This is a genomic window from Pseudotamlana haliotis (assembly GCF_008806375.1).
In the GTDB taxonomy this organism is placed as follows: Bacteria; Bacteroidota; Bacteroidia; order Flavobacteriales; family Flavobacteriaceae; genus Pseudotamlana; species Pseudotamlana haliotis.
Genome location: NZ_WAAT01000051.1, coordinates 86,439 through 107,991 on the forward strand (window position 1 = coordinate 86,439; position 21,553 = coordinate 107,991).

The following is a 21,553-nucleotide window of genomic DNA, read 5'->3' on the forward strand; positions in this document are numbered from 1 at the left end:
GCCTTAAATGAATATTTATAAACTTTTACAACTTAATAGAAAAATTAAAAATCATAGAATTAAATTTCTAGGACTCTATATGTTGCATAAGTTGAATAAACGCTATTTGGCAGTGAATTTAGATCCGGTTTTGGCCTGTAATCTGCGTTGTAAAATGTGTTATTTTACAGATAAAGACTATGTAAAAACCTTAAAAGGTCAATTTAAAGAGGAAGAATTGGAGCAGGTGGCCGATGCGATCTTTAACCGCGCCTTAAAACTGCAAATTGGTTGTGGTACCGAACCCACACTTTATAAAGATTTAGTAAAGCTTGTGGTTTTGGGTAAAAAGCATCAAGTACCTTATATTTCTATTACCACCAATGCCAATTTGTTAACAGAAGAAAAGATTATTGAGCTATTAGAGGCTGGCTTGAACGAATTTACCATTTCGTTGCACGGCGTTAATAAAGAATCGTATGAAAGTTTTATGCAAAAGGCGAGCTATGAAAAATTTCATGGTGTTTTCAATGTCTTTGCAAAACTGAAAAGAACCTACGATTTTAAGGTGAGAATCAATTATACCTTTAACAAAGATAATTTCTATGAGTTGAAAGAATTTTTCAACCACTTTAATGGCGACAGTTTTGATGTGCTTCAAATACGTCCCATTCAAAAAATTGGAAATACTGAGTATAATGATTTTGATTTAGATGCTATTCGAGGTGATTATCCAGAGGTGATTTCGATTATCAAGGAAGCCTGTATATCACATAATATTTTATTATTAGCCCCAAATAGTATTCCTAAGCACGGTACAGATAATGCGGCCAGTTTTATTTTCGAATATACCTTTTGTTATATTTCACCTAAAGCATTTTGGAAAGAAGGTTTCAATTGGCGTGAAGAAAGTTTCAACGATTATTCTCGTAAAATAGGCTGGGAAAAGTTGTTGCTCGGAAATGCCTTTAGATCTAAAAAGCAATTAAAATCCCGCTCTAATCGCCTAAATTATGAGGTCGAGTTTAATTAAAATATCTTTCTTTTTAAGTCTTTAGAATAATCATATCTTTACATCGCAAAATGTTTTTTGAAAATTAGTTTCAAAATCCTAACAAAAATGTGTTTTTCACTGCAATGTGAAAAATAATTATTTATAAATCTTCATTCGTAATAAGTTTATTATTAGCGAATTCAATATATAATATATGGCTTGCGCAAGTTGCTCAACAAAAGACGGCTCACCTAAAGGCTGCAAAAATAATGGTACTTGTGGTACAGATAGTTGTAACAAACTAACGGTATTCGATTGGCTATCTAACATGTCGCTTCCTAGCGGCGAAGCCCCATTTAACTGGATTGAGGTACGTTATAAAAACGGTAGAAAAGAATATTACAAGAATACTGAAAATTTAACTTTAAGTATAGGTGATATTGTGGCGACTCAGGCAAAAGCCGGTCATGATATTGGTATGGTTACCCTTACGGGGGAATTGGTGCGTGTTCAAATGAAGCGTAAAAATATTTCAACCAAACCTGAAGATACCCTTAAAATTTACCGAAAAGCCAGTCAGAAAGATATTGATATTTGGCAAACCGCACGTGAGCGTGAGGAAGCTATGAAGGTGAAAGCCCGCCAATTTGCTATCGATTTGAAACTTCAAATGAAAATTTCAGATATCGAATTTCAAGGTGATGCTAGTAAAGCGACTTTCTATTATACCGCCGAAGAGCGTGTTGACTTCCGTGAATTGATTAAGGTTTTTGCACGCGAGTTTAGAACGCGTATTGAGATGAAACAAGTAGGCTTCCGTCAAGAAGCCGCAAGACTTGGAGGTATTGGTTCTTGTGGACGTGAATTATGTTGTTCGACTTGGTTAACCGATTTTCGTTCGGTGAGCACTTCTGCGGCACGTTACCAACAACTCTCATTAAATCCGCAAAAACTTGCAGGACAATGTGGTAAGTTGAAATGCTGTTTAAACTATGAGTTGGACACCTATTTAGATGCTTTAAAAAACTTTCCAAAATCTGACGTGAAGTTATACACCGAAAAAGGTGTAGCAGTATGTCAAAAAACAGATATTTTCAAAGGACACCTGTGGTATGCCTATGAAGGGGAATGGATGAATTGGCATAAGATTACTACCGAGCATGCCAATGAAATTATTGAAATTAATAAGAAACGAGAAAAAATCACGAGTCTTGAAGAATATGCTTTAGATCTTATTGAAGATACTAAAACAGAGTTTGAGAACGTTGTAGGGCAAGATAGTTTAACACGTTTTGATAGTCCGAAACCAACAAAAAAACGTAGAAATAACAGACGTAAGAAAGGCGGTGCTCCTGCAAAAAATAATGCGGATCAAGCTCATGGCGGAAAACCTAGAAATTCAGGAGGTCAAAAGAAATCCCAGAATAATAGAAATGCCGATTCTAACAAACCAAAGCCAAAACCACGTCCAAATCGATCCAATAAGCCAAAAGTTGAAGGTGGAGAGGCTAATAAAACTAATCCAAATCAAAACCAAAAGCCGAATCAAAATAGGAGTCGAAATAAGCGAAGAAAACCTAATAACAACAATAATCAGAATAAATCACAAAACAATAAAAATGCTGAAAAATAGAGTTTTATTACTTGGCCTATGCGTTTTTTTTACTTTGGTGTCTTGCGACTCACAATATTATTTTGACGAATACAAAGCCGTACCCAAAAAATGGCATAAAGATTCTATTGTCAGTTTTAAGATAAACACACCTGATTCTATAAGCCCTTACGACTTGTTTATAAATCTTAGAAACACCAATGCCTACAAGTATAACAACTTGTTTTTAATTGTAGAAATGCAATTCCCACATGGTAAGCGCGTAAAAGATACTCTAGAATATAGAATGGCTGACCCTAGCGGTAAACTTCTTGGTGCGGGCTATTCAGATATTAAAGAAAATAAGTTGTGGTATAAAGAGCAGGTCATTTTTAGTGAATCTGGTGAGTATGAAGTAAAAATACAACAAGCCATGCGTGAAAACGGTATGGTTAATGGAGTTGAAGCATTGGAAGGGATTACAGATGTTGGATTCAGTATTGAAAAAAAGCAAGTAAAAAAATAGATAACATCTCCTGTTTTGCAAAAGCGAAGTGGTATCAAGATGTATTAACAATTAGTACATGGCAAAGGCAAAAAAAGAAACGACTAAGGTTCAAAATTATTCAAAATACATCCGTTGGATGTGGATTTTATTTTTGGGAGGTATACTTTCTGTAGTATCCCTTTTTTTATTGGCGTCTTGGGGTGCTTTTGGTGAAATGCCCGATCACACCGTTTTAGAAAATCCTAAAACCAATTTAGCTACTGAAATTATTTCATCAGATGGGAAAACACTAGGGAAATTCTATTTTAACGACAACCGAACGCCTGTGAGTTATGATGAGTTACCACAGCAACTAGTTGATGCTTTAATTGCTACCGAAGATGCGCGTTTTCATGAGCATTCTGGAATTGATGCAAGGGGTACTATTAGAGCGATTATAAAGCCAGGAAGCGGTGGTGCTAGTACGGTTTCTCAACAGTTAGCAAAACAATTATTTCACGGCGAAGGTTCTAAAAATATCATTGAAAGGGTGCTTCAAAAAATTAAAGAATGGATTATCGCTATCCGTTTAGAGCGCCAATATACCAAAGAAGAAATAATTGCCCAGTATTTTAATATTTATGACTTCGGAAATAATGCCGATGGTATTCGTAGTGCCTCGCGAATTTATTTCAACAAAGAACCTAAGGAATTAGACCTTAAAGAATCAGCCATGCTGGTAGGGATGTTTAAAAATTCCTCTTTATATAACCCAAGGCCAAGCCGAAACCCAGTAGGGGTGAAAAACCGCCGAAATGTGGTTTTAGCTCAAATGTATAAGTACGATTACATTACTGAGAAAGTAAAAGATTCGCTTCAAAAAACCGAATTAGACTTAAACTATTCTCCTGAATCACATCGTGAAGGTATTGCTACCTATTTTAGAGGGTATTTAGATGGTTTTATGAAGCAGTGGATTAAAAATAATCCGAAACCAGATGGTACCAAGTGGAATCTTTATAATGATGGTTTAAAGATTTACACCACTATAGATTCTCGTATGCAAACCTATGCTGAAGATGCAGTACAGCAGCACATGCCTAGGTTACAAGCTGAATTTTTTCATCAAAATACGCCAGATCGTAACCCAACGGCTCCTTTTTTAGATCTAGAACCTGAAGAAGAAAAAGCTTTGATGCGTCGCGGTATGCGTCAATCAGAACGTTGGAGACACATGAAGTACGATTTGAAGAAATCGAATAAGGAAATTGAGGCGTCATTCCAAAAACCAATTAAAATGACAGTTTTTAAGTGGGAAGATGGTAAACCTTCAGAGGTTGATACCATCATGAAGCCTATGGACTCTATGCGTTACTATAAATCCTTTTTAAGAACAGGTATGATGTCTATGGATCCGCAAACAGGTCATGTAAAAGCTTGGGTTGGTGGAATGAACTACAGACATTTTCAATATGATATGGTGAAGCAAGGAAGGCGTCAAGTGGGGTCTACTTTTAAACCTTTTGTATATGCCACGGCTATAGATCAGTTACATTTTTCACCTTGTGATGAATTGCCAGATACACCATTTTGTATTGAAGCTGGTAAATTTGGTAATCCAGAAGCTTGGTGCCCTAGAAATTCAGGGGATGACTATGGTGGAAAAAGAACCTTAAAAGATGCCCTAGCAAATTCTGTAAATACGATTACCGCTCAATTAATAGATAAGGTGGGACCACAAACTGTGGTTGATTTGGTTGAAAAATTAGGTGTAGAATCTGATATTCCTGCCGTGCCTTCTATTGCTTTAGGGACTACAGATATTAGTGTTTATGATATGGTAGGCGCTTATTCAACATTTGCCAATCAAGGGGTGTATACCAAACCCGTTATGGTTTTAAATATTGAAGATAAAAATGGTACGGTATTATACCAGTTCAAACCAGAAACCCGCGATGTTTTAAATGCTGAAACCGCTTATGTGACGGTTAAGCTTATGGAAGGGGTAACGCAATCTGGTTCTGGTGCCCGTTTACGTGGAAAAGGACGTGATTCTTACCGTGCTGACTTTAGAGAAATCATTACAGGTTATCCTTATGAGTTTACCAATCCTATTGCTGGAAAAACAGGAACTACACAAAACCAAAGTGATGGTTGGTTTATGGGTATGGTGCCTAATTTAGTGACTGGTGTTTGGGTAGGTGCTGAAGATCGTGCGGCTCACTTTAAAACCATTACCTATGGTCAAGGGGCTGCAATGGCTTTACCTATTTGGGGACTTTATATGAAAAGCTGCTATGCTGATGAGACCCTAGGTGTTTCTAAAGCTGACTTCACACCACCTGTGGAGCTTTCTATTATAGTAGATTGTAGTAAAGTTCCTGATGACCATACCAATAGTAATTCGCCTGAGGAAGATACTTTGGATGAATTGGAGTTTTAAAAAACTTTTGAATTATTTTAAAAGCTTTTTTGAATGAACGATAATTTTGTAAATGAATTTTTTGGCATAGGTATTCAAAACGGTAAAACACCCGAAAACTTAGGTGTTTTGTGGCGTACAGCACAAAATTTAGGTGCTAGTTTTATTTTTACTATTGGCAATCGCTATGCGAAACAAGCTTGTGATACGCATAACGCTGTGAAATCGATGCCTTATTTTCATTACGAAAACTTCGACGAATTCTGTAATAACCTACCTAAAGGTGCACGTATTGTCGGGGTAGAATTGGATGAAATCGCACAAGATTTAGAAACTTTTCATCACCCAAGGCGCTGCGTATATCTTTTAGGTGCCGAAGACCATGGCTTAAGTAAAGAAGCCATAGAAAAATCACATTTCTTAGTGAAATTTAAATCAGAGTTAAGCCTTAACGTTTCAGTTGCAGGAAGTATCATCATGTATGATAGGAACCTGAGTAAGCCTAGGAGTTAGGTTATAATTGGTATAATATGTCATTACGAGGAATCGAGGAATCTCTTTATTGGAATACCAGTCGCAGTCCTAGTTTTCGGTTGAGTGATTAAACAGATACACGCTCTACAATGAGGTTAAGATGTTTCAGTCGTACCTCCCTTCTGCATGACAAAACACTATGGTAGTGTCGCTCGTGATGTTCAGAGTTAACTTTTTTCATTAATACAATTGGGCAATTACACGTTCAAACAAATAAAGAGTTCCACAACATCATTAATTATTCGTAAATTTAGATAGACTAAACGAGAATAAGATGATTAATAAAAAAGTGGACAATGTTCAGGAAGCGTTAGCCGGTATCGATGACAACATGACCTTGATGCTTGGGGGTTTCGGACTTTGTGGTATTCCAGAAAATGCGATTGCCGAACTGGTTAAACGTGGTGTTTCCGGACTGACTTGTATCTCTAATAATGCTGGTGTAGACGATTTTGGTCTGGGCTTACTGCTTCAGAATAAGCAAATAAAAAAAATGATTTCTTCTTATGTAGGTGAGAATGATGAATTTGAACGTCAGATGTTGTCTGGTGAGTTAGATGTTGAATTAGTACCGCAAGGCACTCTTGCCGAGCGCTGTCGTGCAGCACAAGCAGGTATTCCTGCTTTTTTTACCCCAGCGGGTTATGGTACCGAAGTTGCCGAAGGCAAAGAAACCCGAGAGTTTGATGGTAAAATGTATGTTTTAGAACACGCCTTTAAAGCTGATTTTGCTTTTGTAAAAGCCTGGAAAGGCGATGCTGCAGGGAATTTAATTTTTAAAGGAACCGCACGAAATTTCAACCCCGTCATGTGTGGTGCCGCTAAAATAACTGTCGCTGAGGTTGAAGAACTGGTACCGCTTGGTGCTTTAGATCCCAATCAAATTCATATTCCAGGGATATTTGTGCAACGCATTTTTCAAGGGGAAGCTTATGAGAAGCGTATTGAGCAACGCACAGTTAGCGTTAGAAGTACTTAAAGTTGGCTTTGGATAGTTCTAGAAATTAACTTAGGTTCATGGATTTGTAATGTAACTGGTTTGATTTAAATATTAATATGGTGCTTAACTTTAAATACTTTGGGCACTTTTAACTCATAACTAAAATAAAATGTTAGATAAAATAGGTATTGCAAAGCGTATCGCTAAAGAAGTTAAAGACGGGTATTATGTAAACTTAGGTATTGGTATTCCAACCTTAGTGGCCAATTATGTTCGCGATGATATCGAGGTTGAATTTCAAAGTGAAAATGGTATTTTAGGTATGGGACCCTTTCCGTTGGAAGATGAGGTTGATGCCGATCTTATTAATGCCGGTAAGCAAACGATTACTGCGCTTCCTGGCGCGAGCTTTTTTGATTCGGCTTTAAGTTTTTCTATGATTCGTGGTCAGCATGTTGATTTGACCATTTTAGGAGCTATGGAGGTTGCCGAAAATGGCGATATTGCCAATTGGAAAATTCCAGGACGCATGGTAAAAGGTATGGGAGGCGCGATGGATCTAGTTTCTAGTGCTGAAAATATTATTGTGGCTATGATGCATACAAATAAGTCTGGCGCGTCTAAACTGCTAAAAAAATGTAGTTTACCACTAACAGGTGTAGGCTGTGTTAAAAAAATTGTAACCAATCTTGCGGTTATTGAAATTATTCCAAAAGGTTTTAAGTTATTAGAACGTGCCCCAGGAGTTTCTGTCGAAACTATAAAGTCTGCTACTGAGGGGTATTTAATTGTTGAAGGAAAAGTCCCTGAAATGGAGTTTTAAGTTGTGAGTCTTGTAAGACTATTTTGCTTCTTTAAAGGCTGATTGTTAAAAATTGTTGCGTTTCATCGAATTTATATGTTTTTTGTCGGATAAATAGAATCTATTATCGATATTAGTTGCAGCCAAAAAAGAAATATTAATTTTAGATTTAACTTTTTGTCCCAAAATCTAAAGTAATTTAAAAAGCCTACGTATATGGACGCAAATCTACATGAACTACCTACTAACCAAAGCAAGTTTAAAACATCTGTAAGAGATACTTTTGAATTTGTAAAAAGCTTATGTTATTTGACTAAAAAGATATTCATGCTATAAACCTTTAGGAATAGCATGAATTAATTTTTTTGTGTATTCCTTTTTAGGATTTTTATAGATGATATCTGCATCGTCTAACTCTTCAATTTCACCTTGGTTCATAACCAATAATTGATCTGACATGTATTTCACAACTGCTAAGTCATGTGAGATGAAAATATAAGTGAAATCGAAGTCCTTTTTAAGTGCATTAAGCAAGTTTAATACTTGCGCTTGAACAGAAATGTCCAAAGCTGAAACTGATTCGTCACAGACAATCAGTTTCGGTTGAAGGGCAATCGTTCTAGCGATACCAATACGTTGTCTTTGACCGCCCGAAAACTCATGAGGATATCGGTTATAATGATCCTCAGACAACCCCACCTTATTTAAAATATCAATGACCTTTTCTTTACGTGCTTCATCAGTTTCGTAAAGTTGATGTACTTTCATAGGTTCCAAAATGGCTTCACCAACAGGGATCCTTGGATTTAGAGAAGAATAAGGATCTTGAAATATAATCTGAATGTCTTTTCTAAGCTTTCTAGTGTCGGCTTTTGATAGTTTAGTAATATCAACACCTTTATAAATAATTTGTCCTGCTGTGGCCTTATCTAATTGTAGAATAGCGTTTCCTAAGGTTGATTTTCCGCAGCCAGATTCGCCTACCAAGCCTAAAGTTTCGCCTTCGTAGAGTTTAAAACTGACACCATTAACAGCTTTGAAGCCTTCAGGTTTAGAAAATATATTGGTTTTTGACATGTATTCTTTTTCAACATCAATCACTTCTAATAAAGGGGGCTTGCTGTAAATCGTTTCGTGATTTTTTTGGCGTTCTTCTTTTGAAACCACTTCATTAGAAATGGTTTCGTTTAAAAAATCACCAATAGTAGGTAATACTTTTAATCGTGAATCTAATGAAGGTCTTGAATTGATTAAGGCTTTGGTGTAGTTGTGTTGTGGATTTTTAAATATACTAGCCACAAGACCCTGTTCAACAATTTGACCTTTGTACATGACTAATACACGATCGGCAATTTCTGAAATCAACGCCAAATCATGCGTGATGAAAATGATGCTCATTTTTGTTTGTGCCTGCAGTTCTTTTAATAAACTGATGATGTCTTTTTGTACGGTAACATCTAAGGCTGTTGTAGGTTCGTCGGCTATTAAAATATCAGGCTTACAAGCAATAGCCATGGCAATCATAACCCGTTGTTTTTGGCCTCCAGAAATTTCATGAGGATAAGCCTTGAACACACGTTCTGGGTTTGGCAACTTCACCTTTTCAAAAAGCTCTATGGTTTCCTGTTTTGCCGTTTTTTTAGAAACGTGAGTATGTTGTAGTAAGATTTCTAAAAGTTGTTTACCGCAGGTCATAGATGGGTTTAAAGAACTCATAGGTTCTTGGAAAATCATAGCAATCTTATTTCCGCGAATGGTTTGAAATGATTTTGAAGATAGTTCTACCAGATCAACATCTTCAAACAGAATAGACCCCGAATTGATGCTTGAAATTTTCTTCGGCAGTAAGCCTAATACAGCCAAAGAGGAAACTGACTTACCCGAGCCAGATTCACCAACAATGCCTAAAACTTCATTGGTATGAAGTTGGTAGCTAATGTTGTGTACCACTTCATTGTCACCAAATGATACACTTAATTCCTTAACTTCTAAAATCTGGTTATCTTTCATTATATGTGAATAATTTCATCATCGGTTAAAATATCATCTCCTCTCAAGCGCAGGAATATTTGCGCTACCGCAATGGTGTCTTTTTCGCAATAAGTTACAATGCGATCTATTTCATTGTCTTCGTAATACACACGATACACTTCACTACCATCAATATCATCTTTTGGAGACGGTATGCCTAAAACATTAGTAAGAAGTTTTAAAGAGGTAAAGCTTTTAAAATCACCAAATTTCCAAAGTTCTAAGGTATCTAGGTGTGGAATTTCCCATGGTTTTTTCCCAAATAAGTTGAGTTTTTGAGGCAATTCAATATTATGAATAATCATGCGTCGGGCAATATAAGGAAAGTCAAATTCTTTACCGTTATGTCCGCAAAGTAAATGTTGAGGCTGGTTAAAATGGGTGTTCAGTAAGTTTTTAAAGTCCTTCAGGATTTTTATTTCGTCACCAAAAAAAGAAGTGGTTCTAAAGGATCTTAAATCGTTGTGGATATTAAAATACCCTACTGATATACAAACAATTTTACCAAATTCCGCCCATATTCCGGCACGGTCGTAAAATTCTTCAGCAGTGAAATCTTCTTTTCTTTGGTATTTTGATTTACCTTCCCAAAGGGCTTGTTTCGTTTCGTCTAAATCTGAAAAATGCTGAACTTCTGGAACGGTTTCAATGTCAAGAAATAAAATATTTTCAAGATTGTGCTTTTTAATCATGGCTTAGCATTTTATAAGCTTCATCAATATAGGTAACAATATCATTAGTGAAAACAGCATCGGTATGGCCATAATCACGAGATTTTCTATGGCCTAAACGCACGATAATCACATCGTCTTCGGGCTGTACGATAACATATTGCCCAAGATGGCCACGCATCATGAAAAAATCTTTTCCATTTTGTTCTTTTAACCACCAGCCATAACCGTATTCTGGGCCATCCTTAAAGCGGGGTTTAACAGATTTAGCCACATAAGCAGAGTCTAAAAGTTGTTGGCCTTCCCATTTTCCAAAGTTTTTATACAGTTTACCAAAACGTGCAAAATCACGAGCGTTACTTGAAATACAACAAAAAGCTTTGGCTAAACGGTGTTCACTATCGTCAACTTGCCATAAAGCATCGTTGGCTGCACCCATAGGTTTCCAAAAAGATTCTGAAAGGTAGTTTGAAAGGCTTTTACCCGTAGCTTTTTCTATAACCATACCTAGTAACTCGGTGTTTCCGCTTAAATATTTAAAGGCCTTTCCTGGTTCTTCTACAACTTTTTGATTGAGAATGGTTTCGGCTAAATCATCATCATAATTCGCCCTTGCGGTTACTGAAAACGGACTCGTATAAGACTCCACCCAGTCTAATCCAGAGGCCATAGAGGCCAAATCGCCAACGGTTATTTTACTACCCTCATATTCAGGATAGAAATCGCTAACAGGCTGGTCTAGGTTTTTAATATCACCATCCATAATGGCTTTTCCTAATAGTGCCGTGGTAATACTTTTGGCCATAGAAAAGGAGTTTGTTTTAGAGTCTTTAGTATAATCTTCATGATAGTTTTCATACCAAATACTATCATTTTTTATAATTAAGAACGCAACAGTACCCCAAGATTCGTTAACTTTTTCTAGTTTTTTTGTTGGTTCTACGGTGTTGTAGTTTTGATGTGTTGGCCAAGGGCTTGTGGTATTGCCTTTTTTTATAGTATCGTTGTCAAAATAGGTGTAATCATCTATAAAAGCAGTTTTATGCCCTGTAAAATATACAATTTTGGCACCTCTTAGAATATAATCGTAATCGAAAATATATAAAAGGGCAACTGCAGCAATAAGAATGAGAATAATTCCTTTAAGGAAGATTTTTATAAATTTCATGTGGATATAATTAGTCGACTAAATATAGGAAATAATTTTATGTTTTACGGGTTTTGGAATACTTGAAGCTTACTATGAAAACAGCGTTTGCTGCTTATTCGGGTTTTCATGATTTAACAACCATTGTTTGCGGTGTAAACCACCGGCGTAGCCTGTTAAACTACCATCGCTTCCAATAACGCGGTGGCAGGGTGTGATAATCCATAGCGGATTTTTAGCATTGGCATTGGCCACAGCTCGAATGGCTTTGGCATCACCCACTTGTTTTGATAATTCGAGATACGATAAGGTTTTGCCGTAGGGAATTTGCTGAAGTTGTTTCCATACTCTTTTCTGAAAGTCACTGCCTTGAGGGTTTAGTGTGAGGTCAAATTGTTGGCGTTCACCTTTAAAGTAATCCTGGAGTTGCGTTACGCCTTCCAGTAAGGCTTCAGGAATAACATCTGTGATTTTTTCTTCGGAATTGAGCACCGTTACACTGGATATCCCCTGTGTATCACCACAAATTTTAGTGAAACCTATCGGGGAAGCAATGATACAGGTTTCCATTTATTCTGAGGCGTTTGTGTCTTCTTGATTTTCTTTTTTATCTTCCTCAAAAATGCCTAATTTTTTAGCACGGATTTCCCAGCTTTTACGTGCTAATAGCTGTAAATCTGAAACGCTATCACTTTCATCCATAATCTCTAGACCTAGCAGGGTTTCAATAACATCTTCCATCGTGACAATACCGCTGGCGGTGCCATATTCATCAACAACTAAAGCCATATGGTTACGGCTATCTATAAGTTTTTCAAATAAATCTGGAATGGGTAAATTTCTATTAATGATGATGATATTACGTTTAAGTTCAGATAGTTGTTGGGAGCCATTACCTAGGGCCATTTCTTTAAAAATTTCATCTTTAAGAACCAAACCTTTAATATTATCAGGTTCATCAACAAAAACAGGGACCCTTGAAAAACGCAGGTTGAGGTTTTTATTGAAGAAATCTTCTACCGTGGTGTGTTCGTCTACAGTTTTCATCACGGTTCTAGGGGTCATGATATCTTTGGCAAACACCTGTTTAAAGGTTAATAAGTTTTTAATGACCTTACTTTCGTTTTCTTGAAAAACACCTTCTTCATGAGCCAAATCGGTCATGTCCAGAAAGCTTTCTCGTGTTAAAACACTGCCGTGACCTTTACCGCCAATAAGTTTTGTGGTGAGTTGTAATAACCATAAAATACCGGTCCATTTCAATGGGAAAATTAAAATGGTTAATGCTTTTGAAGTAAAATTAGCCAATTGTTTCCAATAGGTAGCACCAATGGTTTTTGGAATAATTTCTGAAGCCACCAGAATTAAAAAAGTCATAATGGCTGATACCACACCAACGGTGTTGATGCCAAATAATTCGATTTTAAAAGGTAGTTTTTCGGCTTCGATACCTACCATCATAGCGCCTAAAGTATGGGCTATGGTGTTAAGCGTTAAAATCGCAATGAGTGGTTTATCTACATCTTTTTTTAGCGCTTCTAGTGTTAAAGCGTAGTCTTTTTTTTCTCGCTTTTTAAGGTTTATAAAGGTAGGTGTAATACTTAATAAAACAGCTTCTAGGATGGAACATAGAAAGGAGAAAAATATAGAAATGGTTGCCCAAAAAATCAGTACACTCATAAAATGGTTTTAGTAAAGTACTAATTTACAAAAACCATTTTACTCGGCGTGTCTAAATTTCTATGATCGATGTGCTTTTTGTTTTTAACAAAAATAGGACGTAAATTTTACATTTTTGTTCAAAGAATACTTAACTTGTTGGCGTTTTCTGACTAATCTTTTATTATGAAAAAGGCTTTTTTTCTTTTCTTTTTATTTTGTGGTTTTACCATCACAGTCCAAGCTCAACAAAACCTAACAGATGCACAGTTAGAACTTATTGAATTGAGTTTAGATAAGAGTTATGAGTTAAAAGCTGCAAATTATGAATTGTCTCTTGATAGTTTAGAATATAAGAGCATACGTCAAAATTTTATACCAACTCTTGAGTTTGATGCACTTTATGGTTATGGTTCTACTCAAATCATAACTAATATTCCAACCGTGCAATTGCCTATCACAGGTATAAATTTGTTTGAAGGAGATAAAAAATTTAATACCAATGGAAATGTTTTAAATGCAAACCTTACAGCAAAGGCTCTGTTGTTTTCTGGGTTGCAAGTCAATTATGGAGCTAAGGCTAGTAATCAAAAGATAAGAGCAATGCATTATTTATTGTTTAAAGAACGAGCAGAGATTATCAAAGACGTGATAAGTACTTTTGATAAGATTGAACTCCTTAAACAATCGAAACATGTTTTGGAGTCTGGATTAAGGCGAATTACTAAAGAAAAAGAGCGAGTTTTAAAGGCTATTTCCAATGGTTTAGCAACACCTTATGAAAGAGATAAAATCAGGGCCGCAGAACTTAATATAGCCGCTAAGAAAACGGAAATTAACGGAAATTTAGGCTTATTATATCTAAAATTATCAATGCTTACTGGTGTTGACGTGTTTAGTCTTAAAGCATATATGTTTGAGCTGAAACCATGGTTGGTAGAAATTAGCCGAGAATCTTTTATTGATCGTCCTGAAGTTAAGGCGCTTAATGCTTCTATTAAGGGATATGACTATAAGCTTAAAATGAACAAACATTTATTTTTGCCTAAAATTCAGGCATTTGCAAATTTATCTTATGCCAATTTGTTTAATGCAGAACTAAATACTCCTTACAACAGCTTAATAGGAAATGAACCTATTAACTTAGAGTTAAATAAGTTTCAATTTTTTCCAACATATTTTTTAGGGGTGGGTATGAAATGGGAAATTTTTAGTGGTCTAAAACATACAACAGAAATTGGTAAAACTTCTATCGAGAAAAGTATGGCTGAAGATAAAAAGGCAGATGTTTTAGAAAAGTTGAAGTTGTTTGCTAAAAAGACGCAAGTTGATTTTGAAGTAAAAAATGAGCAACTATTATATAAGGAGCAAGAAAAACAAGTTGCCTTGAACACATTAAATTCTGCCGTCAAGCAATATAAAGCGGGATTAATTTCTATTACTGAACGTTTAGAAGCAGAAACTGATTATCAGGATGTTACTTTTAATTATTATGAACTTATTACCCAGCAACGTATGGCTGCTTTAGAATTATTGATTTCTACAGGAAGTTTACAAGTACAGAATTTGAACCAATGAAAAAATAAAATTATGAAAAATGATAAGCAAATTTTCATGTTAACAGTCCCTGTTTTAATTATTGCTATTGGAATATTTATATTGGTTATGTCGAGTCCCAATAAAGATTCAGGTCGTGTGTTTGTAGCGCTTTTTGAAACTGTTGAAATTAAAGTAGCTTCTGAAATTCCGGGGAGAATAGAATCTATATATGTGAATCGTGGCGATCAAGTTAAAAAAGGGCAATTGTTGGCAACTATTGAAAGTGATATTTTGGAGGCTAAAGTCCAACAGGCAGAAGGGCTTTTTAAAGCTGCGAAGTCTGTTAGTGAAAAAGCAAATACAGGAACTAGAAATCAAGAGGTTGAAGCGGCAGAAAACAGCTTTAAGATGGCATTAAGTCAGTATAGTTTTGCTGAGAAATCATATAATAGGTTAAAGGCTTTAGTTGCAGATAGTTTAGTGTCCCAGCAACAAATGGATGAAATTGTTTTTAAACGTGATGCTGCTTTTGATCAGATGAATGCCGCTAAATCTATTTTTGAAATGGCTAAAGAAGGTGCTAGAGTCGAAGATAAAAGAGCAGCAATAGGCCAAATGGATGCTGCTGGTGGTATGGTTAATGAAGCTAAGGCCTATTATAAACAGCTAGAGATATATGCCCCGGTTTCTGGCGAGATATCAAATAAATTGGCTGAAGAAAGTGAAGTCATGCCTGCTGGTTATCCTATTTTTACGGTTCAGAAACTAGAGGATATTTATGCGGTGTTACACGTTCGTGAAGATTTTTTGAATGATTTTATTATGGGGTCCGAAATAACAGGGAAGCTACCCGCATTTAATAATGAATCGTTTCAATTTAAAGTCACCTACATTGCACCTATGGCAGATTTCGCCGATTGGATTCCTACGGCAGATAAAGGAAGATTAGATATGAAAACCTTTGAAATACACCTAAAACCTGTTAGTAAGATTGATAACCTGCGTCCAGGAATGAGTGTTAATATTAAACTTTGAAAGCTGTTATAAACATAATAATTAGAGAGCTTTTTATTTTAAAAAAAAGACCTGCAGCTTGGGTGTTAATACTTTTAATACCCACAGCTATATTTTTCTATTTAGGATATATTTATAAAGAGGGCAGTATTGAACATGTAAATATTGCGGTTTTAGATTTAGATCATTCAGATTTAAGCAGAAAGGTGATCCAAAATGTGGAAGCAGCTCCAAAGTTGAATATTATAAAATTCTTGAATTCTCATGATCATATAGATAGTATTTTTACGAAACATCCTGAAATTAAAGGCTTTTATCTCATTCCTAAGGGTTTTGAAAAAAAAATTTACCGTGGAGAACAAGCAAAGCTTTTAGTTTATGTAAATGCATCAAATATTGTTTTTGGTAATTTAATTTATAAAGAGGCAGCCAGTTTTATTAATACCATGTCTGCCGGAATTAATTATAACATGTTAAAGGCCCAAGGTGTTCCAAGTGAAAAGGCTTTAAAAATGATTATGCCAGTAAAAGTGAGATCAAGACCGCTTTTTAATTCGTATTACAATTACTTATATTATCTGGTCCCGGGCTTAACCACCGTATTGCTTCAAATGCTGGTATTTTTTTTGGCAGCACGGGCTATAAATTCAGAATACTCTAACCAAACTTATGAAGCACTTTTAAAAATCGCGGATGGGAGTATTTTTAAACTTATAATTGGAAAATTACTCACTTACACATTAATTGGAGTTATGGTTGGTGTCTTTATTTTTTCGGCTGTTCACCCCTTATTGGGTATTCCTGCAAGTAGCGGAACACTCCCATTTTTGGCAGTAGTGTTTTTATTTGTTTTGGTTAACGCTATGCTTGGTATCATGGTGTCTGTCATATTTAAAAATGAAGCGATTGCCATGGACGTGTCGTTTGTTTATAATTCGCCAGCATTTGTTTTTAGTGGCTTTACATTTCCTATAATGGCTATGCCTGCTTTTAATGCTTGGTATGCCCAGCTTATACCTTATACGCATTTTTTACACGCTTACGTAAAGGGTATAGAAATGGAAACACCCTTTACTTTTTTGCTAGATCATATTTTAGATTTAATAATCTTTTTTTTAGTAGGTTATATTGTTGCTTGTATCATTTTGTTGCGTCGTAATACAAAAGTTTTAGCATGAAAAGTTGGTTCTCTATATTCAAAAGTGAATTGTCACTTATTTTTGAAGACAAAAGTATTCTTCTTACATGTTTAGTAGCACCACTACTTTACGCTTTTTTTGTGGGCTCTATTTATGCTGAAAAAGAAGTTAAAGAAATTCCTGTTGCTATTGTAGATTATGACCGTTCAAACCTATCCGCAAAGGTTTCTTGGCTCCTAAATGCTTCTGAAAGAGTAAATGTAAATGGTCATTTTTCTAGTATTGAAGAAGCACTATTTTATTTTAATAATTTAGAAGTACAGGGTATTGTAATGTTTCCAAAAGGATTTCAAGGAAAAACCATGAATTTAGAAGGTGCTCACGTAGAATTGATACTTAACAATACTAAATTTTTAACCTCAAATGAAATAAATAAAGCTGTTCAGCATGTTATTTTAACGGTTTCTGGTGGTGTAAGAATGCAATATCTGGTTAGCAACAAAATACCTATCGAGCAAGCAAAACAGAAAGCCCAGCCTGTACTGCCAGTGATTAAGTCTATTTATAATGCCACTAATAATTATGGGGATTATTTATTACCTGTTTTATTGATTTTGATTTTGCAACAAACCCTAATTATTGGTTTTGGGCAAAGTATAGTGCATGAATTTAATCATAGTATGCTTAAGCCTTTGAGTAACTCTACTTTTTTTGATTTTATAAAGATTTTATCGGCTAAGAGTATTTATTATTTAGGGCTTTACCTGGCCTATCTTTTTGTGTTTTTTAAGCTTATTTTTCCTCATTTTTATTTAACGTTTAATGGTTCTATTGGTTTTCATTTATTTTTAGGGATATTGTTTATTACAACGGTATTAATTTATACAGTGATTTTTGCAAGTTTCTTTAAAACTACTATTGGTTGGACAGAGGTTTTGGCGTTTTCAACCTATCCTTTGTTTTTAGTCTCTGGTTATTCTTGGCCTATTGAATCTATGCCAAGACTGCTGCAATTATTTGCAAATGTATTGCCATCTACTCCTTATTTCAAAGTATTTAATGCTTTAGCAGTAGAGGGTGCAAATTTATCAGATATCACAAGTGAATTGGTGCATCTTCTCCTTTTGTTATTAGTTGGATATGGTCTTTTGTATCTGCGATTTAGGTCTATAAGAAATCGAAAATTACTACGAGCTAACTCTTGATTCTACCCTTAGACGACGCTCAGGATAACAATTAACGTTTGGATTAAATTCTTTTTAATCATTTAAAAGTTTCACCACATCTTTAGCAAAATAACTCGCAATCATATCAGCGCCAGCACGTTTGAATGCCGTTGTAGTTTCCATTATGATTTGATCATGGTCTAACCAACCTTTTTCGGCAGCAGCTTTAATCATGGCATATTCACCAGAAACTTGATATACCGCTACAGGCAGATCAACTTCATTCTTTATATCTCTTAAAATATCTAGGTAAGACAGTCCGGGTTTAACCATAACAATATCGGCACCTTCATCGATATCCATTTCGGTTTCACGAAGGGCCTCAAATCGGTTGCCATAATCCATTTGGTAGGTTTTTTTATCCTTAGGAATATCTACTACGTCCACTGGAGCAGAATCTAGGGCATCACGAAAAGGCCCGTAAAACGCCGAAGCATACTTTGCAGAATAGCTCATAATACCTGTATCTGTGAAACCCTCATCCTCTAAAGCCTCACGAATTGTTAAAATGCGGCCATCCATCATATCACTAGGGGCTACAAAATTTGCTCCTGCTTTGGCGTGTGATAAGCTCATTTCAGCTAAAAATTCGGCGGTATCATCATTAATAATTTGTCCGTTTTCTACAATACCATCATGGCCGTAAACAGAGTACGGATCCAGAGCCACATCGGTCATAACTAGCATATCTGGACAGGCATTTTTTACAGTTTTTATGGCGCGCTGCATGAGTCCATTGGGGTTTAATGCTTCCGTACCCTTATTATCTTTAAGGTGGTCTGGTACTTTTACAAAGAGTAAAACAGATTTTAAACCCAGTTTCCAAAGTTCTTTAACTTCTTTTTCAAGCAAATCTAAACTATAACGAAAGTAATTAGGCATCGATGGAATTTCATCCTTAACGCCTTGGCCTTCTACCACAAAAAGTGGCACTAAAAAATCATTTGGTGTCAATATGGTTTCACGAACTAGTGAACGAATAGCTCCGTTAGTTCTTAATCTTCTATTTCTTCTTAAAGGGTACATAATTTAATTTTTTTATTTACTGAGACCTAAATATGTCCAAAGGTTATTTTCTTTTACAAAAGCCGATTTTTCATGAATCACATCAACCTTGCCGTTTTCATAGAAATAGGCGTTAAATGTGACGGTACCTTCGGTATCTTCTATTTGGCCTTTCGTGGTTTCTAAGACTTCTAATTTTATCCATTGCACCGATTTGGCCCAATTAATAATGGCTTTTTTCTCCTTGGGTTGTCGTGTTTTACTGTGCTGACTTTCTATTAAATAATCGCCATTTGCTAAAACAAAAGCGCTGTATCTGGAACGCATGAGCTGTTCGGCAGTTTTAGCCTTTGCCATGTTTTTGTGAATGGGTTCACAGCAGGTTTCATAAGGGGTTATGTGACCGCAGTAACAAGACATATTTTTAAATCCCTATTTTTTCGTTAATCTTACCGTTGATTCTGTCTGCTTTATCAACTAGTTTCTTTGGTGCATTAAAGCGGTACCCTATAAAAACTTGCAAATAAGGGATATCATCTTTAATGTATGATGAGCGATCACTATTGTGATTTAATATCAAATAGTTGTAGTGGGCTCCTAGATATAAGAAATTGATATCGTAGGTTATGGTGCCTCTAAAATCAAGTTCTGTAAGTAAAGAGGTCGTGTCGTCCTCACCAGCAGGATTATTACTGTAATTTAAACCAATTCCTGCAGAAGCTCCTGCTGAGATAAATAGATTCTTTGTTGGTACAAAATTGTATACATAAGACGGTGCAAAGGCAATATCAAAAGAATTATAATCTGTGCTTACAGATTGGGTATTGGGGTCGTTGCTATATGCGTTTAAATCATGTTTTGTAAAATAATACACCAAACGAGGTATAAGGGTCCCGGCACTTTTTAGTTGCTTTTCGTCTTGAGTGGCTAGAGCACGATATGAGAAATTTTCATTAAAAATATAGGACGTCGATCCTCCTATTTTAAAGGTTTTTGTATCTGGCAAGTATGCCTGTGGATCATTACCTATCTCTAATATTACCCCTTTTTGACTATAAATATCTAAGGTTTGCATAAAGTGTCTACCAAAATAATTTCTTAAGTTTAAATTAAAGAGATTAGAGTTCTTGTCTTTTGGGTTTTCAGCTAGAGAATTAGGTGAAAATGAATAGGAGGCTGAAATGGATCTAAAAGCTACCGAAACCCCTATTTTATCTTGGTTGTTAGGGGAAAGTACAAACTCTTCATTAGGGTTGCCACGATTTCTAATATTTATCGAATTAGAGGTTTTAACAAAAAAAGCTCTGGTAGTAATTCTATTCTTATAAATATAGATATGGGCGTTAGGCTGTTCTCCATAAATAATCCCATTAATAGTATCTTGTTTTGTTTCGTTAGGCTTGGTGTTTTGAGCTAAAAGTGATAAACACAATAGGTTGAGTAAAAAGCAAAGTAGCTTTGGTTTTAAATCCATTTTTTTGGTTGCTGTAATATTTTAATCAGTTTTTCTTCTTCGCTACCAGGCTCGGGGTGATGGTCATAAACCCATTGTACATGAGGAGGTAAACTCATCAAGATACTTTCAATACGTCCATTGGTTTTTAATCCGAAAAGAGTGCCTTTATCGTGCACTAAATTAAACTCCACATAACGCCCACGGCGAATTTCCTGCCAATCGCGTTGTGCTGTGTTGTATGGAAGATCTTTTCTGCGTTCTACAAGAGGTGCGTAGGCTTCTAAAAAACTATCACTGACTTCGGTTACAAAATCGTACCAGTTTTCCATGGTCATGTCATCGGTTGCTTTACAATAATCAAAAAACAAACCGCCAATACCACGGCCTTCATTGCGGTGTGCATTGTAAAAGTATTCGTCGCAACGTTTTTTATAGTTGGGATAGAACTCTGGGTTATGATTGTCACAAGCCGTTTTACAAGTTTGATGAAAATGCACAGCATCTTCATCAAACAGGTAATAAGGCGTTAAATCTTGACCGCCACCAAACCAGCTGTCAATAATATCACCAGTTTTGTCATACATTTCAAAATAGCGCCAATTGGCGTGTACTGTAGGCACCATTGGGTTTTTAGGATGCAGTACGAGGCTCAATCCGCAGGCAAAAAAATCAACATCACCAACTTTAAAATAGGCTTGCATTGATTTTGGTAATTTACCATGAACCCCAGAGATGTTTACCCCGCCTTTTTCAAAAACGTTGCCGTTTTCAATAACACGGGTTCTTCCGCCGCCGCCTTCAGGTCGTGTCCAAAGGTCTTCTTGAAATGTGGCTTGACCATCAATAGATTCTAATTTAGAAGTGATTTGATCTTGTAAATTTTGAATGTATTGATAAAACTTATCCTTCATTTATAA

The 21,553-nt window shown here is 35.8% G+C and carries 20 protein-coding genes; 11 read left to right on the plus strand and 9 right to left on the minus strand.

Annotation, left to right across the window (positions count from 1 at the left end):
* Window positions 1-7 precede the first annotated feature (7 nt).
* The 7 genes from F6U93_RS13360 to F6U93_RS13390 all read left to right on the plus strand — a co-directional run bounded on the left by F6U93_RS13360 (window position 8) and on the right by F6U93_RS13390 (window position 7,770).
* Window positions 8-1,012, plus strand: a complete 1,005-nt coding sequence (locus F6U93_RS13360; RefSeq protein ID WP_150940673.1) for a radical SAM protein — start codon at window positions 8-10, stop codon at window positions 1,010-1,012.
* 175 nt (window positions 1,013-1,187) lie between these two features.
* Complete coding sequence (gene ricT, locus F6U93_RS13365) at window positions 1,188-2,606, plus strand: PSP1 domain-containing protein (protein WP_150940675.1); 1,419 nt, start codon at window positions 1,188-1,190, stop codon at window positions 2,604-2,606.
* On the plus strand, window positions 2,593-3,090 hold the full coding sequence (locus tag F6U93_RS13370) for a gliding motility lipoprotein GldH (protein ID WP_150940677.1): 498 nt from the start codon (window positions 2,593-2,595) through the stop codon (window positions 3,088-3,090). Before ricT ends, F6U93_RS13370 begins: the two co-directional genes overlap by 14 nt.
* Before the next feature lie 58 nt (window positions 3,091-3,148).
* On the plus strand, window positions 3,149-5,494 hold the full coding sequence (locus F6U93_RS13375) for a penicillin-binding protein 1A (RefSeq protein ID WP_150940679.1): 2,346 nt from the start codon (window positions 3,149-3,151) through the stop codon (window positions 5,492-5,494).
* A gap of 33 nt (window positions 5,495-5,527) precedes the next feature.
* Complete coding sequence (locus F6U93_RS13380; protein ID WP_150940681.1) at window positions 5,528-5,986, plus strand: RNA methyltransferase; 459 nt, start codon at window positions 5,528-5,530, stop codon at window positions 5,984-5,986.
* A 295-nt stretch (window positions 5,987-6,281) separates the two neighbouring features.
* Window positions 6,282-6,986: a CoA transferase subunit A gene (locus tag F6U93_RS13385; protein WP_150940683.1), complete on the plus strand. Its 705-nt coding sequence runs from the start codon at window positions 6,282-6,284 to the stop codon at window positions 6,984-6,986.
* 130 nt (window positions 6,987-7,116) lie between these two features.
* Entirely contained in the window at window positions 7,117-7,770 is a 654-nt protein-coding gene (locus F6U93_RS13390) for a 3-oxoacid CoA-transferase subunit B (protein WP_150940686.1), read from the plus strand.
* 309 nt (window positions 7,771-8,079) lie between these two features.
* Here F6U93_RS13390 and F6U93_RS13395 read toward each other — a convergent pair whose 3' ends face one another.
* The 5 genes from F6U93_RS13395 to F6U93_RS13415 all read right to left on the minus strand — a co-directional run bounded on the left by F6U93_RS13395 (window position 8,080) and on the right by F6U93_RS13415 (window position 13,278).
* Entirely contained in the window at window positions 8,080-9,759 is a 1,680-nt protein-coding gene (locus F6U93_RS13395; protein ID WP_150940688.1) for an ABC transporter ATP-binding protein, read from the minus strand.
* Window positions 9,759-10,472 carry a 3'-5' exonuclease gene (locus tag F6U93_RS13400; protein ID WP_150940690.1) on the minus strand — a complete coding sequence of 238 codons (714 nt, stop codon included), beginning with the start codon at window positions 10,470-10,472 and terminating at the stop codon, window positions 9,759-9,761. The genes F6U93_RS13395 and F6U93_RS13400 overlap by 1 nt, the downstream gene beginning before the upstream one ends.
* The gene (locus F6U93_RS13405) at window positions 10,465-11,619 is read right to left on the minus strand and encodes a serine hydrolase domain-containing protein (protein ID WP_191963518.1); all 1,155 of its coding nucleotides are present in this window, start codon (window positions 11,617-11,619) and stop codon (window positions 10,465-10,467) included. The genes F6U93_RS13400 and F6U93_RS13405 overlap by 8 nt, the downstream gene beginning before the upstream one ends.
* A gap of 72 nt (window positions 11,620-11,691) precedes the next feature.
* Complete coding sequence (locus F6U93_RS13410) at window positions 11,692-12,168, minus strand: methylated-DNA--[protein]-cysteine S-methyltransferase (protein WP_150940691.1); 477 nt, start codon at window positions 12,166-12,168, stop codon at window positions 11,692-11,694.
* Window positions 12,169-13,278, minus strand: a complete 1,110-nt coding sequence (locus F6U93_RS13415; protein ID WP_150940693.1) for a CNNM domain-containing protein — start codon at window positions 13,276-13,278, stop codon at window positions 12,169-12,171.
* 165 nt (window positions 13,279-13,443) lie between these two features.
* Here F6U93_RS13415 and F6U93_RS13420 point away from each other — a divergent pair, with 165 nt between their 5' ends.
* From F6U93_RS13420 to F6U93_RS13435, 4 genes are read left to right on the plus strand one after another with little or no spacing between them, the layout of a single operon-like run.
* On the plus strand, window positions 13,444-14,835 hold the full coding sequence (locus F6U93_RS13420) for a TolC family protein (protein WP_150940695.1): 1,392 nt from the start codon (window positions 13,444-13,446) through the stop codon (window positions 14,833-14,835).
* A gap of 12 nt (window positions 14,836-14,847) precedes the next feature.
* Window positions 14,848-15,831: an HlyD family secretion protein gene (locus F6U93_RS13425; RefSeq protein ID WP_150940696.1), complete on the plus strand. Its 984-nt coding sequence runs from the start codon at window positions 14,848-14,850 to the stop codon at window positions 15,829-15,831.
* Complete coding sequence (locus tag F6U93_RS13430; protein ID WP_150940698.1) at window positions 15,828-16,988, plus strand: ABC transporter permease; 1,161 nt, start codon at window positions 15,828-15,830, stop codon at window positions 16,986-16,988. Before F6U93_RS13425 ends, F6U93_RS13430 begins: the two co-directional genes overlap by 4 nt.
* A 29-nt stretch (window positions 16,989-17,017) precedes the next feature.
* Window positions 17,018-18,154: an ABC transporter permease gene (locus F6U93_RS13435; RefSeq protein ID WP_191963519.1), complete on the plus strand. Its 1,137-nt coding sequence runs from the start codon at window positions 17,018-17,020 to the stop codon at window positions 18,152-18,154.
* 54 nt (window positions 18,155-18,208) lie between these two features.
* Here the strand turns inward: F6U93_RS13435 and hemB are convergent, their stop codons facing one another.
* The 4 genes from hemB to hemF all read right to left on the minus strand — a co-directional run bounded on the left by hemB (window position 18,209) and on the right by hemF (window position 21,547).
* On the minus strand, window positions 18,209-19,201 hold the full coding sequence (gene hemB / locus F6U93_RS13440; RefSeq protein WP_150940702.1) for a porphobilinogen synthase: 993 nt from the start codon (window positions 19,199-19,201) through the stop codon (window positions 18,209-18,211).
* Between the two features lie 12 nt (window positions 19,202-19,213).
* Window positions 19,214-19,537 carry a YchJ family protein gene (locus tag F6U93_RS13445; protein WP_317132878.1) on the minus strand — a complete coding sequence of 108 codons (324 nt, stop codon included), beginning with the start codon at window positions 19,535-19,537 and terminating at the stop codon, window positions 19,214-19,216.
* Between the two features lie 67 nt (window positions 19,538-19,604).
* Window positions 19,605-20,654: a DUF4421 family protein gene (locus F6U93_RS13450; RefSeq protein WP_150940706.1), complete on the minus strand. Its 1,050-nt coding sequence runs from the start codon at window positions 20,652-20,654 to the stop codon at window positions 19,605-19,607.
* Entirely contained in the window at window positions 20,645-21,547 is a 903-nt protein-coding gene (hemF, locus tag F6U93_RS13455) for an oxygen-dependent coproporphyrinogen oxidase (protein ID WP_150940707.1), read from the minus strand. Before hemF ends, F6U93_RS13450 begins: the two co-directional genes overlap by 10 nt.
* Window positions 21,548-21,553 lie beyond the last annotated feature (6 nt).

Bases quoted from the DNA above. Each gene is read 5' to 3' on its own strand.
- hemB (WP_150940702.1), bottom strand. From the start codon at position 19,201: ATGTACCCTTTAAGAAGAAATAGAAGATTAAGAACTAACGGAGCTATT.
- F6U93_RS13425 (WP_150940696.1), top strand. From the start codon at position 14,848: ATGAAAAATGATAAGCAAATTTTCATGTTAACAGTCCCTGTTTTAATT.
- F6U93_RS13380 (WP_150940681.1), top strand. From the start codon at position 5,528: ATGAACGATAATTTTGTAAATGAATTTTTTGGCATAGGTATTCAAAAC.
- F6U93_RS13370 (WP_150940677.1), top strand. From the start codon at position 2,593: ATGCTGAAAAATAGAGTTTTATTACTTGGCCTATGCGTTTTTTTTACT.
- F6U93_RS13395 (WP_150940688.1), bottom strand. From the start codon at position 9,759: ATGAAAGATAACCAGATTTTAGAAGTTAAGGAATTAAGTGTATCATTT.
- F6U93_RS13400 (WP_150940690.1), bottom strand. From the start codon at position 10,472: ATGATTAAAAAGCACAATCTTGAAAATATTTTATTTCTTGACATTGAA.
- F6U93_RS13445 (WP_317132878.1), bottom strand. From the start codon at position 19,537: ATGGCAAAGGCTAAAACTGCCGAACAGCTCATGCGTTCCAGATACAGC.
- F6U93_RS13390 (WP_150940686.1), top strand. From the start codon at position 7,117: ATGTTAGATAAAATAGGTATTGCAAAGCGTATCGCTAAAGAAGTTAAA.
- hemF (WP_150940707.1), bottom strand. From the start codon at position 21,547: ATGAAGGATAAGTTTTATCAATACATTCAAAATTTACAAGATCAAATC.
- F6U93_RS13415 (WP_150940693.1), bottom strand. From the start codon at position 13,278: ATGAGTGTACTGATTTTTTGGGCAACCATTTCTATATTTTTCTCCTTT.
- F6U93_RS13410 (WP_150940691.1), bottom strand. From the start codon at position 12,168: ATGGAAACCTGTATCATTGCTTCCCCGATAGGTTTCACTAAAATTTGT.
- F6U93_RS13405 (WP_191963518.1), bottom strand. From the start codon at position 11,619: ATGAAATTTATAAAAATCTTCCTTAAAGGAATTATTCTCATTCTTATT.
- F6U93_RS13420 (WP_150940695.1), top strand. From the start codon at position 13,444: ATGAAAAAGGCTTTTTTTCTTTTCTTTTTATTTTGTGGTTTTACCATC.
- F6U93_RS13375 (WP_150940679.1), top strand. From the start codon at position 3,149: ATGGCAAAGGCAAAAAAAGAAACGACTAAGGTTCAAAATTATTCAAAA.
- F6U93_RS13450 (WP_150940706.1), bottom strand. From the start codon at position 20,654: ATGGATTTAAAACCAAAGCTACTTTGCTTTTTACTCAACCTATTGTGT.
- F6U93_RS13385 (WP_150940683.1), top strand. From the start codon at position 6,282: ATGATTAATAAAAAAGTGGACAATGTTCAGGAAGCGTTAGCCGGTATC.
- ricT (WP_150940675.1), top strand. From the start codon at position 1,188: ATGGCTTGCGCAAGTTGCTCAACAAAAGACGGCTCACCTAAAGGCTGC.
- F6U93_RS13360 (WP_150940673.1), top strand. From the start codon at position 8: ATGAATATTTATAAACTTTTACAACTTAATAGAAAAATTAAAAATCAT.